General features: G+C 63.1%; 13 protein-coding genes. 3 read left to right on the plus strand and 10 right to left on the minus strand.

Annotated features, from left to right (window positions below):
- Positions 1 to 163: 163 nt before the first annotated feature.
- Positions 164 to 2,245, minus strand: a complete 2,082-nt coding sequence (locus AC5RU9_RS02135) for an acyltransferase family protein (protein WP_494015162.1) — start codon at positions 2,243 to 2,245, stop codon at positions 164 to 166.
- Complete coding sequence (locus tag AC5RU9_RS02140) at positions 2,242 to 4,341, minus strand: acyltransferase family protein (protein WP_494015163.1); 2,100 nt, start codon at positions 4,339 to 4,341, stop codon at positions 2,242 to 2,244. The genes AC5RU9_RS02135 and AC5RU9_RS02140 overlap by 4 nt, the downstream gene beginning before the upstream one ends.
- Before the next feature lie 185 nt (positions 4,342 to 4,526).
- Between AC5RU9_RS02140 and AC5RU9_RS02145 the strand changes: the two genes are divergently transcribed.
- Positions 4,527 to 5,513: a DUF389 domain-containing protein gene (locus tag AC5RU9_RS02145; RefSeq protein ID WP_494015164.1), complete on the plus strand. Its 987-nt coding sequence runs from the start codon at positions 4,527 to 4,529 to the stop codon at positions 5,511 to 5,513.
- Between the two features lie 331 nt (positions 5,514 to 5,844).
- Here AC5RU9_RS02145 and groL read toward each other — a convergent pair whose 3' ends face one another.
- The 3 genes from groL to AC5RU9_RS02160 form a co-directional block, all read right to left on the minus strand.
- Positions 5,845 to 7,458: a chaperonin GroEL gene (groL, locus tag AC5RU9_RS02150; protein ID WP_309992090.1), complete on the minus strand. Its 1,614-nt coding sequence runs from the start codon at positions 7,456 to 7,458 to the stop codon at positions 5,845 to 5,847.
- Positions 7,459 to 7,542: 84 nt separating this feature from the next.
- Positions 7,543 to 7,839, minus strand: coding sequence for a co-chaperone GroES (groES, locus tag AC5RU9_RS02155; protein ID WP_211711208.1), 297 nt, complete (start codon positions 7,837 to 7,839; stop codon positions 7,543 to 7,545).
- A 192-nt stretch (positions 7,840 to 8,031) separates the two neighbouring features.
- Complete coding sequence (locus AC5RU9_RS02160; RefSeq protein ID WP_211711207.1) at positions 8,032 to 8,394, minus strand: hypothetical protein; 363 nt, start codon at positions 8,392 to 8,394, stop codon at positions 8,032 to 8,034.
- 67 nt (positions 8,395 to 8,461) lie between these two features.
- Between AC5RU9_RS02160 and AC5RU9_RS02165 the strand changes: the two genes are divergently transcribed.
- A complete protein-coding gene (locus tag AC5RU9_RS02165) occupies positions 8,462 to 9,688 on the plus strand; it encodes a THUMP-like domain-containing protein (protein WP_494015165.1) in 1,227 nt (408 codons plus the stop codon).
- Between the two features lie 4 nt (positions 9,689 to 9,692).
- Here AC5RU9_RS02165 and AC5RU9_RS02170 read toward each other — a convergent pair whose 3' ends face one another.
- Genes AC5RU9_RS02170 through AC5RU9_RS02180 form a run of 3 tightly spaced genes read right to left on the minus strand, consistent with a single transcriptional unit; the run spans position 9,693 to position 11,848 of the window.
- The gene (locus tag AC5RU9_RS02170) at positions 9,693 to 10,505 is read right to left on the minus strand and encodes a shikimate 5-dehydrogenase (RefSeq protein ID WP_494015166.1); all 813 of its coding nucleotides are present in this window, start codon (positions 10,503 to 10,505) and stop codon (positions 9,693 to 9,695) included.
- Positions 10,506 to 10,544: 39 nt separating this feature from the next.
- Positions 10,545 to 10,667, minus strand: coding sequence for a type B 50S ribosomal protein L36 (gene ykgO / locus AC5RU9_RS02175; protein WP_011775528.1), 123 nt, complete (start codon positions 10,665 to 10,667; stop codon positions 10,545 to 10,547).
- A 29-nt stretch (positions 10,668 to 10,696) separates the two neighbouring features.
- Complete coding sequence (locus AC5RU9_RS02180; RefSeq protein ID WP_494015167.1) at positions 10,697 to 11,848, minus strand: GTP-binding protein; 1,152 nt, start codon at positions 11,846 to 11,848, stop codon at positions 10,697 to 10,699.
- Positions 11,849 to 12,013: 165 nt separating this feature from the next.
- On the opposite strand from AC5RU9_RS02180, the gene AC5RU9_RS02185 reads away from it, so the two are divergent.
- Positions 12,014 to 13,165, plus strand: coding sequence for a glutamate--cysteine ligase (locus AC5RU9_RS02185; protein WP_211711203.1), 1,152 nt, complete (start codon positions 12,014 to 12,016; stop codon positions 13,163 to 13,165).
- A 33-nt stretch (positions 13,166 to 13,198) separates the two neighbouring features.
- Here the strand turns inward: AC5RU9_RS02185 and tsaD are convergent, their stop codons facing one another.
- Positions 13,199 to 14,326: a tRNA (adenosine(37)-N6)-threonylcarbamoyltransferase complex transferase subunit TsaD gene (tsaD, locus tag AC5RU9_RS02190; RefSeq protein WP_494015168.1), complete on the minus strand. Its 1,128-nt coding sequence runs from the start codon at positions 14,324 to 14,326 to the stop codon at positions 13,199 to 13,201.
- Positions 14,323 to 14,778: a ribosomal protein S18-alanine N-acetyltransferase gene (gene rimI / locus AC5RU9_RS02195; protein ID WP_309992113.1), complete on the minus strand. Its 456-nt coding sequence runs from the start codon at positions 14,776 to 14,778 to the stop codon at positions 14,323 to 14,325. The genes tsaD and rimI overlap by 4 nt, the downstream gene beginning before the upstream one ends.
- Between the last annotated feature and the right edge of the window lie 20 nt (positions 14,779 to 14,798).

The raw sequence follows: 14,798 nt of genomic DNA on the forward strand, positions 1-14,798 counted from the left end.
GACTGGCCTGTGCATAGGTACTGCATGGCAGAAGGTGCTGCCGGTATTGAATAAATAGTAGAACCTCCGCGGCGATCGCCATATTCCGCGACGCCTGACTGTGAGCAACAGCACTGGCGGCAGGTCGCCGTCGTACGTTTCCTGGACGCTGCAGGACGCGGGACTAGCTGTCCGACCAGCCCGTGGCGGCCAGTAACCGTTGCTCGAACATCGGGATCATTGTCTGCACGTACGTCTTGCTGAGGTGGTTGTCGTCCTTGTAGACATACACGTTGCCCACAACTGCCGGGCACGTCCCTTGCTCGCAAATGAAATCGCTCATGTCCATCAGGTAAAGCCGGTCCACCTTGCCCACATAATCGTCCAGGGGCGAGGCCGCCGCCAAGGACTCTTCCAGGGGCACATTGCAGTCGGGCGAATCCTTGCCCTTTTTCTGCACGCACTCGGGCATGTTAAAGCTGAAGCGCGGATTGTCCCGGACACCCACCACATCGATACCGAGGTCCGTGAACGGTTTGATGCCTTCGAGGTAGCCCGGCACTTCAGTTTCGAAGGGCGCCTCGACGTGCGTCAGCGACGCCACCGTGAACACGGCATCCGGTTTGTGCTCCAGGACGTATGCGGAACTTGCCCTGTTGAACTCGTTGCAAAAATCGGCCCGCTCCGACGATTGCGCTCCGAACCGGCAGCCACCCTTAAGGAGCGTCACCACTTCCCAGCCATGCTGCTTGGCGACAGGGCCCAGGGCAGCCATGTACTGCTGGGAATGCGAGTCCCCCAGCACCACAATTCTCTTGGTGACCACCTCGGGCTCCTCATTCTGGAGGCAGCCCTCCAGCACAGGATCGCTGGGCACGTTATCCCCGGTGCACTCCCCATCCACGTTCGCCCATTCATCCTTCATGGCCGCCGGCGCCGGGATGACCAGGGCTTCCTCCGACGGCTTCCCCGCATAATCCGGGGACAGCGCGGCCGCGCCCGGCGTCAGCTCGTGGGGCTGGGAAGCAATCGCGGTGGCCTCCGCAGTGATGGCACCCTGCCAGGCCGTGACCGGCAACGCCAATAACGCGCCGCAGGAGGCAATCACGACGGCGGCACGCCAGGACCGTACGTCCGGCCACTTCCAGCGCCGCAATGGTTGTTCGACATATCTGGTGGTGGCCACCGCAAGCACTGCGGCAGCCCCCATGATTCCCATGCCTTCCAGGATGCTGGGCGTGGTGGTCCCGGAGGCGAGCAGGAAGAACACAAGGATGGGCCAGTGCCACAGGTAAAGGGCATAGGAGATGCCCCCCACTTTGACCAGCGGACGGGAACTGAGTATCCGGTCAACGCCCCAATGGCTGCCGCTCTGCCCGGCGACGATGACGGCCGCGGCGGCGAGGGTGGGCCAAAGGGCTACGAAACCCGGGAAGGAGCGGTCCACCTTGAGCAGCAAACCACAGGAGAGCATGGCTGCGATGCCGGCCCAGCCAAGGAAAACCCGGAACCGACGTCCTGGATTCAGGTAGGGCAGGGCCAGGGCAAGCAAGGAACCCAGGGCGAACTCCCACAGTCGGGCGCGCGTGTCGAAGTAGGCGTAGGCCTGGTTGCTGTAGGTCTCTTCGATGGAGAACAGGAGCGAAGCCACGAACACCACGGCGAACGCCAGGAAAAGCAACTGCCGGTGGCCAACGGCTTTGCGCTGCGGAAACCGCCTGGCCAAGTGAGGCTGCAGCAGTGCAATGCCGGCAAAGATCAGCGGCCACAGAATGAACACCTGGCCCTGCACGGACAGCGACCAGAAGTGCTGGAGCGGGCTCGCATCCACGTGCTGCTGGGCGTAGTAATCCACGGCGAAAGCTGCAAGCTGCCAATTTTGCCGGTACAGGAGGGAAGCCCACGCCTCCGTGAGGACATCGGGCCAACGGCTCTGCGGGATAAGCGCCCACGTGCCGGCCAGGACGGCCAGTAACACCACGACGACGGCGGGCAGCAACCGCTTGAACACGTGCAGCCAGTGCTGCACAAGGCGCAAGGGCCGATTTGCCTCAAGCTTGCGGGTGAAGGACAACGTCAACAGGAACGCTGAGATCAGCAGGAAAACATCCACACCGCCGGACACCTTGCCAAGCCAGATATGGTAGGCAGCCACCATCACCACAGCCAAGGCGCGCAGGCCCTGGACTTCCGGACGGAAGCGGCGTTCCGGCGTCGTGGTTTCCGCGGTTCCTGACGCAGCCGCGCTGCCCTGGGTCTCCATCATTCTTGCCACCCGGTCGCGGCAAACCACCTCTCGTCGAACATCTCGCTCATGCTGGTGACGTAGGTCTTGGACAAGTGGTTGTCGTCCAAATACACGAACACGTTTCCCACGACGCTCGGACACGTGACGCCGTCGCAGAGGAGGTCAGTCATGTCCAGGAACGCAGCGTTGCCAAAAGTTCCCTGTAGTGCGACAAAGGGGCTTTGGGCGGCAAGGACCTCGGTCTCATCCGATTTGCAATCGGCACTGTCAACGCCCTTGGCCAATGCGCATTCGGTGACGTTGTAGTCGTACCGCGGGTTGTCACGGATGGCGACCACGCCGATGCCCAGGTCGTTGAAGTTAGTCACAGTCTGCTCGAAGCCGTGCACCAGCTGCTCATCCGGAGAGGACGGGGATGCCGCGGTTCCGACCATGAACACCGTGTCGGGTAACTTTTCCGCAGCGTATTTGAACGCCGCAGCATTGAAGTCGTTACAGGCGTCGTCGGCATCCGGATTCTCCGGCATGAAATGGCATCCGCCCAGAAGCAAGGCCGTAACCCTCCAGTGGTGGGCCTCGGCAAGAGGTCCAATCGCGGCGAGCCACTGCTGTGAATGCGAGTCGCCCAACACCAAAATGTCCTTGGTGGCGTCAGCCCCCACGTCATTCTGCTGGCACTTCTCCTGAAGAATCTTGTCTTCGGGCTTGGACTCCCCCTCGCAGGCACCTGCGAGTGTTGCCCAATCCTCAGGCAGCTGCTCGGGAGTGGGCAAGGTCTTGGCGTCCTGGCTGACCAGGTCCACATACCCAGGAAGGAGTGCGTGGGCGCCGGGATTGTCATTGAAGGCCTGCGCCTGGGCGGCTTGCAAGTCCAGATACTGCTTGTACTGGAATCCGAACAGCGGCGCACACGCCACGGCCAGGCAGGCAGCGATAGCAATGGCGGAGCGACGGCGGTTCACCTCCGGCCACTTCCATTCCCGGAACGGCTTCTCCACGTACTTCGTGGTGAGGAAGGCCAGGACCAACGCCAGCGCGACGATCAGCGTTCCGGAGAGCCAGCCGGCATGGTCCTTGCCGGTCCAGGCCAAGGCAATCACCAGAATGGGCCAGTGCCAAAGGTAGAGGGCGTAGGAGTTGTCACCCAGCCGGACCAGGAGCCGGGAGCTCAGGATCCTGTCAACGCCCAGGCGGCTGCCCGTCTGGCCAGCGGCGATCACTGCGACTGCAGCAAGGGTTGGCCACAAAGCAACGAATCCCGGGAAGGCAGTCTGGACCTGCAGCAGGATTCCGCAACTCAACATCGCGGCAACGCCGATCCAGCCCATCACCACGCGGACTGGCTTGGCGAAGTTCAGGCCAGGCAGGACCAGCGCAAGCAATGTTCCCAACGCGAATTCCCACAGCCGGGCAAAAGTGTCGAAATACGCCACAGCCTGGTTGTTGGCCGTGAAAATGATGGAGTACGCCAGCGAGACAACGAAGATGATCGCAAAGACGTAGGCGAGCGTGGCACGGTACCTGAGGCTGAAGCGCCGGCACAGGAGCGCCACGGAAGCGAAAATCACGGGCCACAGAATGAAGACCTGGCCCTGGATGGAAAGCGACCAGAAGTGCTGCAACGGGCTCGCCAGGCTGTGGTCCGCAGCGTAGTAATCAACGGCCAGGCCCTGAAGGAGCCAGTTCTCGTAGTAGAACAGCGAGGCCCACCCTTGGTTGACCACCTCGACCCAGCGGGTGGCCGGCAGGAAGACGAAGCTGGCCGCAAGCGTGGCCAGGAGGACGACCACGACGGCGGGAAGCAGGCGGCGGAACAGGTGCAGCCAGTGCCGCAGTAGGTCCATCGGCCGGCGTTGTTTGTAGCGTCCTGTGAACTGCAAGGTCATGAGGAACGCCGAGATGAGGAGGAACACATCCACGCCTCCGGAGACCCGCCCGATCCAGACGTGGTAACTCACCACCATCAGGACAGCGAGCGACCTCAGACCTTGGATTTCAGGGCGGAACTTCGACTTTCCAACGGGTCCCGAAGCCCGCCTGCCGGGTCGGGCAGGGGCTGGGATCGTTGGCGTAGTCACGTTAGGCAGTTCCTCAAAAGCTGTGGCACAAAGCATCCATCATACGCGGTCCGTCCGCGCCAACCCATTTGGGTCCGTCATCCGGGCTGCGTTCCAAGGCCCCATTAGCTCAGGTTCAGCTATGGATTATCCCAGTCTCGGCTGTGCGTCGCCTGTGCCCGTTGCGCCCTCCGGGCCGTCCCGGGAACTACGCTGAAACCTGATGCAACGGAGGGAGCACCATGATCGTCCAGCTGCGCCTATGCGTGCCGGCGGAATTGTCTGAGTCGGTTCTGGAATGCTGCCTTGAGCAGAACGGAGCGGCCGAAACGGCGGTACACAAGGGAGCCTCCGTGGAGCCGCCCGGGGACGTCATAACAGTCCAAATCGCACGGGAATCCGCCGAAGAGCTGATACAAAGGCTGCACACCCTGAAGCTTCCGGAACTCGGCTCCATCTCAGTTTCCTCGCCGGATCTGGTCCTGTCCGCACGCGCGGATGAGGCCGAGGCGGCCGCCCCAGGGGAATCCGCCGATTCCGTCATCTGGGACGAGGTATCCCGGCAAACCGGGGAAGACTCCAAACTGACATGGAGCTTCCTCGCGTTCCTCATCATTGCGGCGCAGTTGGCAGCAATAGGAATTGTGACCGATTCCACCATCGCCATTGTGGGTGCGATGGTGGTCGGCCCCGAGTTCGGCCCCCTTGCCGCGTTATCGGTGGGACTGGTGGAACGGAAGTGGCGCCTGGTACGGAGTTCCTTGCTGGCCCTCGGCGTCGGATTCCCCGTAGCGATGGCGGTGACGGCAGCCGCAGCGTGGTTGTCTGTCCCGCTGGGCTTGTTTCCCGCTGACGCTTTGGTCCAGGGCTCCGCGGTGGAGTTCATCTATCACCCGGGACCCTATTCACTTATTGTGGCCGCCCTCGCCGGGGCGGCCGGAATGCTGTCCATGATCAGCCACAGGTCTTCAGCCCTAGTGGGCGTATTTATCTCCGTCACCACTGTCCCTGCGGCCGGCTATGTTGCCGTAGCTCTTGTCCTGGGCGAATACAGCAAGGCTGCGGGGTCGGCGATGCAGCTGGCCCTGAACCTCGTGGGCATCGTGGCAGCAGCCGCCGCGGTTCTGGTGTTCTACCGGCTCATCGGCAAGCGCGCATCCTCGGTCCGGCGGCCAACTGCTCCCACGGCTACCGCGCGACGATTCGGCGCAATCCGGCGGGCGAAGTAGCTGGCTGCTGGGGCCAAACCCTCCACCACATCCCACCCCCTTCAACCCAACCCTCCACCACACCCCACCCCCTTCAGCCCGACCCTCCACCACATCCCACCCCCTTCAGCCCAACGCTCCACCACATCCCACCCCCTTCAGCCCAACGCTCCACCACACCCGGGGCGTGAGAGAGCGTCCCAGCCAAACAGACGGGACGTGAAAGAGCGTCCCGGGCAAACAGGCGGGACGTGAGAGAGCGTCCCGGGCAAACAGGCGGGACGTGAGAGAGCGTGCACAGCAAAAAACCCCGGCCACGATGTCGTGGCCGGGGTTCTTTGGAGCAGGCAGCTTAGTGCTGGTGGCCTGCGTGTGCGTCTTCTTCCTCGGCCGGCTTTTCGGCAACCAGGGTCTCGGTGGTGAGGACCAGGGCAGCGATGGAAGCGGCGTTGCGGAGTGCGGAGCGGGTGACCTTGACGGGGTCGATCACGCCAGCGGCGATCAGGTCCTCGTACTCGCCGGACTTGGCGTTGAAGCCGTGGTTGGCTTCCAGCTCGGAAACCTTGGCAACAACCACGAAGCCGTCGAAGCCGGCGTTCTGTGCGATCCAACGCAGGGGCTGGACCAGGGCACGGCGAACGATGCCAACGGCTGCTGCCGCGTCACCTTCCAGTGCCTTGACGGCCGGGGACTCGTCCAGTGCCTTGAGGGCGTGGATGAGTGCGGAACCGCCGCCGGAAACGATGCCTTCTTCAAGGGCTGCACGCGTGGAGGAAACGGCGTCCTCGATGCGGTGCTTCTTTTCCTTCAGCTCCACCTCGGTGGCAGCGCCAACCTTGATCACGCCGATGCCGCCGGCGAGCTTGGCCAGGCGTTCCTGCAGCTTTTCCTTGTCCCAGTCGGAGTCCGTCCGGGTCAGTTCGGCACGCAGCTGTGCAACGCGGTCGGCCACGTCCTGGGCCGAACCTGCGCCGTCCACGATGGTGGTGTTGTCCTTGGTGACCGTGATGCGGCGTGCGGTACCGAGTACCTCGAGGCCGACGGAGTCCAGGGTCAGGCCGAGGTCCGGGGAGACAACCTGTGCGCCGGTGAGCGTGGCGATGTCCTGGAGCATAGCCTTGCGGCGGTCGCCGAAGCCCGGTGCCTTGACGGCAACAACGTTGAGCGTGCCGCGGATGCGGTTGACGATCAGCGTGGAAAGGGCTTCGCCTTCGATGTCTTCAGCAATGATGAAGAGCGGCTTGTTGGCCTGCAGGGCCTTCTCCAGGAGCGGCAGGAAGTCCTGCAGCGAGGAGATCTTGCCCTGGTTGATCAGGATGAGGGCGTCCTCAAGGACGGCTTCCTGGCGCTCTGCGTCGGTGACGAAGTACGGGGACAGGTAGCCCTTGTCGAACTGCATGCCTTCGGTGAGGACCAGCTCGGTCTGCGTGGTGGAGGACTCTTCAATGGTGATGACACCGTCCTTGCCCACCTTGCCGAACGCCTCAGCCAGCAGTTCGCCGACCTCGTCGCTCTGTGCAGAGATCGCAGCAACGCTGGCAACCTGGGTGCCTTCGACTTCGCGGGCGTTCTCCAGGAGGCGGGCAGCTACGGCTTCAACGGAAACCTCAATGCCACGCTTGATTTCGCCCGGAGCGGCGCCGGCTGCAACGTTGCGCAGGCCTTCCTTGACCAGGGCCTGTGCCAGCACGGTAGCCGTGGTGGTGCCGTCGCCGGCGACGTCGTTGGTCTTGGTGGCTACTTCCTTGGCCAGCTGTGCGCCAAGGTTCTCGTAGGGGTCGTCAAGCTCAACTTCGCGGGCGATGGTGACGCCGTCGTTGGTGATCGTGGGAGCGCCCCACTTCTTGTCCAGCACGACGTTGCGGCCGCGCGGACCAAGCGTCACCTTGACAGTGTTGGCGAGCTTGTCGATACCGGCCTCAAGAGACCGGCGGGCAGCATCGTTAAAAGCAAGCTGCTTTGCCATGGTTGTGTCCTTTCAAGACAGAAAACCCGCACCGCTGTCGGGTCGGAATGATTCCAACGCGGCGGCGGTGCGGGCTCCGGGAAGTTACTTTACGACGATCGCGAGGACGTCGCGGGCGGACAGAACGAGGTACTCGTTGCCGCCGGTCTTGACTTCGGTTCCACCGTACTTGGAGTAGATGACGACGTCGCCAACGGTTACGTCAACCGGCACGCGGTTGCCGTTGTCATCGAAGCGGCCGGGGCCGATTGCAACAACTTCGCCTTCCTGCGGCTTCTCCTGTGCGGAGTCCGGAATAACCAGGCCGGAAGCCGTGGTCTGCTCTGCTTCGAGCGGGCGAACAACAATACGATCCTCAAGAGGCTTAATCGAGACCGACACTCGGACTCTCCTTTTCATGAGCTGATTCATGGACTAAGAACTAGGGTGCCGGGGCGTGCAACCGTCGTCGCGGTGCCGGAGGAACGCCTGGCGTGGTTAGCACCCTCCGGGGGAGAGTGCTAATAAGACTCTATGTAAGCGTTAGCACTCGGTCAAGGTGAGTGCCAGCATTTCGTCATCGGTGAACTCCGCTCACCGGCCGGTGAGGTCGTCCAGGTCGTAGTCTTCGCCGTCGTCGTCCCCATCCACGGGGGCGTTGCCGCGGTTCCGGTACAGCACTACTGCGGACAGGACAGCCACGACGCCGGAGATCACCAGGGCGATGATCCCGCCGATGCGGGCGCCGCTGTAGAGGTCGCGGATCTCCCGCGCTTCGTCGGTGGCATCGTTGACGCTCTTGCCGGTGACGGAGTACGCGGCCGCATTGAAGGAGTCCAAGGCCAGGATGATGATGAGCAGGGCTATGCAGACCACGGCTATCACGATGCCCGCAATAAGTGCGGGACGGGCATATTTGGTGATGCGGGACGGCTGTGCGGCTGCGTTGTCTTCCATGAAAACAACCCTATCTGGCCGATTCACCAGTCACGCTGTCATATCCTGCGACGTTAGGCTTGATCCCATGCCTCATGCACCGCAGGAACAGATCGCGCCCTTGCTGACCACCGAAGGATGGGAACTTCTTGCCTCACTGGGGCCGTACAAGGAAGCCGATGCATTCAGCGTTAATGCCGACCTCCGGAAGGCAGGCCACTCCCCCGAACTTGTGGCCGCCGTCCTGACCCAGTCCCGCCTGCGGACCCGGGCCGAGGCCAAGTTCGGTGAATTTGCCCGCCAGATGCTGTTCACGCAGGCAGGCTTGGAGCAGGCCACCCGGTTGAACGTCGCTGCCCGGCACGCCGAGCGTTTTGCCACGGCAGGTGTTGCGCACGTCGCGGACCTCGGTTGCGGCTTGGGCGCCGACTCCATGGCAATGGCTTCCATGGACATCGCTGTGACCGCCGTGGAGATGGATGAGACCACTGCTGCCTGCGCGACGATCAACCTGATCCCCTTCCCGCACGCGACGGTGGTGCACGCGGACGCTACCTCCGTGGAGCTGGACGGCATTGACGGAGTGTGGCTGGATCCCGCCCGTCGCACCACATCCACTTCGGGAACAAAGCGGATTTGGGACCCCGAGGCCTTCTCTCCCCCTTTGTCGTTCGTGGAAAGACTGGCCGCTACCGGGCGTGCCATTGGAGTCAAAATGGGTCCGGGCATCCCGCACGATTCCGTGCCTGCCGGGTGCGAGGCCCAGTGGGTTTCCGTCGGGGGCGACGTCACCGAGGTAACACTGTGGTTCAACGCGGTGGCGCGACCCGGGGTACGACGCGCTGCGCTGGTCCTCGGCAGCCAGGGAGCTGCCGAAATCACCAGCGGCGAGGATTTCGACGGCGGTCCGGTAGCCGCCGTCGGGCCGGTGGAAGGTTTTCTGTACGAACCGGATGGGGCGGTGATCCGCGCGGGCCTGGTGGCCGATGTCGCAGAACGCCTTGGCGGTCACTTGGTGGATGAGCACATCGCCTACATTTGCGCTCCAGGGTTGCATGACACCCCGTTTGCCCGCGCCTACAAGGTGCTTGAGGTCCTGCCGTACAACGTCAAGGCCCTGAAAGCCTGGGTGAAGAGCAACGGCATCACCGTGCTGGACATCAAGAAGCGCGGTACGGCCGTGACCCCCGAAGAGCTAAGGAAGCAGTTGCTTCCCGCCAAGCCCGGCAAGGGCAAAGCGAAAACAGCCACCCTGGTCCTCACCAGGATCGGCGAGGAACGAGTGGTTGTCGTGGTGGAGCCGGTGTCCGCCTAGGGCTTCAGCGGCGCGAGAATTCAGAGGCTTCGCGCACCTGGCCGGGGGTCGGACGCACCCCCGTGTACAGGACGAATTGTTCTTCAGCCTGGATGGCGATGACCTCGGCCCCGGTGATCACCGGCTTGCCGGCTGAGCGCGCGGCGGTGATAAGCGGCGTCTCGGACGGCAGCGCAACGACGTCGAATACCACCTGCGCAGCTGCGATCGTCGCGTCATCGAAGGACTGCGCCGATTCGTCGGCACCTGCCATTCCCAACGGTGTGACGTTGATGATGAGGTCCGCCGTCGAGCCGTTGACGTCGTCCTGCCAGCCGAAACCGTAGAGGTCGGCGAGGGCGCGACCGGCGGTTTCATTGCGGGCCACGATGGTGACAGCGGTGAAGCCCGCGTCGCGTAGCGCTGCCGCCACGGCCTTGGCCATGCCGCCCGCTCCACGGAGGAGCACGGAGTGGCTGCTGGGCACCTCATGGTCCTTCAAGAGCCGCGCTATGGCGATGTAGTCAGTGTTGTAGGCGGTGAGGACACCGTCGTCATTCACGATGGTGTTCACCGAATCAATGGCTTTGGCCGACGGATCCATCACGTCAACCAGCGGGATGACGGCTTCCTTGTAGGGCATGGACACCGCGGCGCCCCGGATGGGGAGGCCGCGGATGCCCGCCACCGCGAGGGTGATGTCAGCTGGCGCGAACGCCTTATAGACAAAGTTCAAGCCGAGCAGATCGTACAGATAGTTGTGGAACCGGGTACCGATGTTGCTGGGCCGGGCCGCGAGCGAAATGCACAGGGACATGTCTTTGTTCAGGATGGGCATCCACCCATTAAACAACGCCCCATGGATGCAGCACTGGGATCAGCCCTGCCGCGCCTTCATCCGCGGGTTGTTCTTGTTGATGACGAACGTGCGTCCACGCCTCCGGACGATCTGCGCTCCGGGGATCTTCTTGAGCGCACGCAGTGAGTTCCTGACCTTCATGGTGTTTCTCCTCTTGTTGGTGGTGCGGCTTAGAGTGCGTCGCTGAGTTCCAGGGGATCGTCCCAGACACCAAAGTCCAGTTCCATTTCCGCGTCCGTCAGTTGGCATTCGTCCAGGAGCCCGCGGATTTCGCGGGTATCAATATCTTCCGAGCGCCCGGTCATCGCCAATACCGTGCCACGGTCGCCATGGTTCGGATGCCAGTCAAGGACGGAGTCGACGTCGGGACCCGACCTGCCTGCCGATGCTCCACTGGGTGCCGCGTCAGCAGAGTCGGCTAGCCATTTCCCGGTACTTTCAAGCCAAACCCTCGGCCCGATTCCCTGGACGGCGATCCGGGTGGCGGGAGCAGAAGCGATCCATAGCCGGCCACGCATCCAATGCGTACCCGCAGCCAGATGGGGCAGCGCATCACGGAAGCGTCCCGGGTGCAGCGGACGGCGCGCTTTGTGAAGCACCGTCCGGAAAGAACCTGGCGTTTCACTCGCAGGCACACGCACGACGCCGGGCCGGTTGCGTGCCGCTGCTTCGGCCAGGTCGAAGCAGCCCGGACGGTATGGGTCGGCTGCTCCGACTGCAGCCGCATGCGGAGCCAATTCGATGAGCAACTCCATTCCTGTCAGCCATGGCGCCGAGCCTTCAGGGTGCTCGCCGGTCAAGGCTGCACCGAGGCCCGGGTACACCATGACCGTATCCACTTCGCCGAACTCCCCAATCAGGAACTCGCCACTGGTGCGGTCGTCCTGGGGCATGGACGTGAAGCCGGACTCGAACAGCGTGTGGCGGTCCCAGATGTGGTCATCGAGATCTCCGGGATCCAGGGCCAGCACGGCGTTGTCGATGACTGCCGGGCGGCTGAGGCCCCGGCGAAGCTCCGCAACGGCCATGCCTGCGGCGACACCGGGCGGCAAGCCAAGCACAACATGGTCGAAGCCGGACGCGGCAAGGCGCTCCGCCGTCGGTACTACGTCAAGCCGAACGGTGCAGCTGAGGCAGCCATGCTCCAGGACCGTCGTTTCGCGTTCGACCAAGCGTCCCCTGTGGTAGACCCTTCGCAGGACCAGTGAACCGTCCAGAAGATCGTGGAGTACCACTGCCGAATTTACGTGGGTTCGGCCCAGCCTCCCGGTGGCTGCCTCCCGGCATTGGCTGTCGAGGGAACTGACGACTGTGAGATGCATGCGTCCATACTAATGAGAATCATTCTAATTAGCAAATGACTGTTCATTGCAGCCCGCACTGCGCCGATATCACGGGTGTTCAGGCTGCATTAGACTTGATCCGACCGCTGGCGGCCCCGCAGCGGGGAACCGCGCCCGGCTGACACAACACAATGAGGGGACTACGTGCAGATTGATTTTGCGCCATCCAGGCAATCGACACTGGGTGTGGAATGGGAGTTGGCGCTCGTCAATGCACGCACCGGGGAACTGGTTTCCGTCGCGAACGATGTCCTGAAAGGCGTCGCCGCGAACCATCCCGACCTCAACGAAGACGATGAGCACCCCCATATCAAGCGCGAGCTGCTCCTGAACACCGTGGAGCTCGTCACCGGGATCTGCGAAACGGTCAAGGATGCCAAAGAGGACCTCAGCCGCTCACTGGCAGCTGTCCGCGAAGTCACGGACCCCATGGGCGTTGAGGTGTTCTGCGCAGGCAGCCACCCCTTCAGCCCTCCCCTGCTCCAGCCGGTCACCGACAAAGAGCGCTACGCCAAACTGATCGAGCGGACCCAATGGTGGGGACGCCAAATGGTTATCTACGGCGTGCACGTCCATGTGGGTATCGACCGTCGGGACAAGGTCCTCCCTATCTTGGACGGACTGGTCAACTACTTCCCGCATTTCCAGGCATTGTCCGCTTCCAGCCCCTACTGGGCAGGCGAGGAAACCGGCTACGCTTCCCAGCGCGCCCTGATGTTCCAGCAGCTTCCGACGGCCGGGCTCCCGTTCCAGTTCGAAACTTGGGAGGCCTACGAGTCATACGTCCAGGACATGTTCACCACCGGGGTCATTGACGCCACCTCCGAAATCCGCTGGGACATCCGGCCGGTTGCCAACCTTGGCACCATCGAAATGCGCATTTGCGATGGCCTTGCCACCCTCGAAGAAGTCGGGGCCATAGCTGCCCTGACCCAGTGCCTGGTGGACGAGTTCTCCTCCATCCTGGACGCCGGCGGCACCATCCCCACCATGCCGCCCTGGCACGTTCAGGAAAACAAATGGCGCGCCGCCCGCTACGGCATGGAAGCCATCATCATCCTGGACGCTGAAGGCAACGAACAGCTTGTCACCGAACACCTCGCGGAAACAGTAGCCCGGCTGGAACCCGTAGCTGCCAAGCTGGGCTGTTCCGAGGAACTGGCCGACGTCCTCCGGATCATCGAACGCGGCGCCAGCTACCAGCGCCAACGCCGCGTCGCCGCTGAGCATGACGGAGACCTTCAGGCAGTGGTCATGGACCTGGTGCAGCAGATGCGCAAGGGGCCGGACGCCTAGCTGACGGCTCGGTGGCCTGCCCGGGCTCAGAGCCTAGGCAGCCAGGGACACCGAGGTCACAGGCATGGACGAGTCCGGGGCAAAGGCAAGTCCGCTCGGCCCGATGCCCGCCATAATCAACTGCGCACCCAGCGCTGCGACCATGGCACCGTTGTCCGTACACAGGTCCAGCGACGGTACGTGGAGGGTGATCCCGGCTGAGGTACAGCGCTGCCGGGTCAATTCGCGGAGCCGTGAGTTCGCCGCGACGCCGCCCCCCAACAAGACATCGGTTATGCCGTTCTCCTTGCACGCAAGGACAGCCTTGGAACTGATGACATCCACCACGGCTTCCTGGAAGGCCGCGGCGATGTCAGCCACGGGCACTTCCTCGCCGCGGGCCTCGAACTGCTCCACGCAGCGGGCCACGGCTGTCTTCAGTCCACTGAACGACCAGTCGTAGCGGTGCGGGCCCTTGTCCTCGGCGGTCCCCATGTACTTGGGCTGGGTCAGTCCCCGTGGGAAACGGATGGATTTGGGGTTGCCCTGGCGTGCCAGCTTATCGATGGCCGGACCACCGGGATAGCCAAGGCCAAGGATGCGGGCCACTTTGTCGTAGGCCTCGCCGGCAGCGTCATCGATGGTCGAGCCCAACAGCTCAACATCGTCCGTGATGCTCCTGATCCTGAGGATCTCCGTGTGCCCGCCCGACACCAGGAGCGCGCCGAGGTTCTCCGGCAACTGCCCGGCACCCAAGCCGGCGGCAGCACCGGCGTCGGGCTTTCCATCCAGCAGGCCGACACCCACATGGGCTACCAAGTGGTTGATCGCATACAGCGGCTTGCCCGTGGCCACAGCCAAAGCCTTCGCGGCACAGACCCCAACCATCAGGGCGCCGGCGAGGCCCGGTCCTGACGTGACCGCAATGGCGTCGATGTCCTCCAAAGTGACACCGGCTTCATGCAGCGATTCCTGCAGCGTGGGAACAAAGGCATCCAAATGCGCGCGGGAAGCGATTTCGGGTATGACACCACCAAAGCGCACATGCTCGTCCATGGATGAAGACACGGTGTTGGTCAACAACGTGGTCCCACGGACGATCCCGACACCGGTCTCATCGCACGAGGACTCAATGCCGAGCACCAAGGGCTGCTTCAGGTCCTGTGGGAAAGTCGCGGTCATGCCGGAGCTCCTTCAGAAGAAGTGGAATCGTTCAACGGGAGGCGCATGATCAGGGCATCGGTGCCATCCCGGTAATAGCGCGGGCGGACGTGGATCTGTTCGAATCCGAAACGCACGTACAGCTTCTGGGCGCGCGGGTTGTCCGCGCGGACCTCCAAAAGCACGTCTGCGGCCCGTCGGCGCCGCGCTTCTTCGATGAGTTCGGTCAGGACCGCGGAGCCGATGCCCTGGCCCTCGAATTCAGGCACGACGGCGATCGTCTGGACATCCGCTATGGGCTCAATGCACATCAACCCGGCATAAGCCACGATCTCCCCAGCGACCTCGGCCACCACGTAACGGCGGGTTTCGGGCTGGGCCAATTCGTCAAAGAACATCTGCAGCGGCCAGGCATCCACGGGGAACAACCGACGCTCCAACGCCTCGACCACGGGAATATCGGCCTCGGTCATGTCGCGCAGGGAAATCTCAG

Source organism: Arthrobacter sp. B0316-5-4 (genome assembly GCF_059090325.1).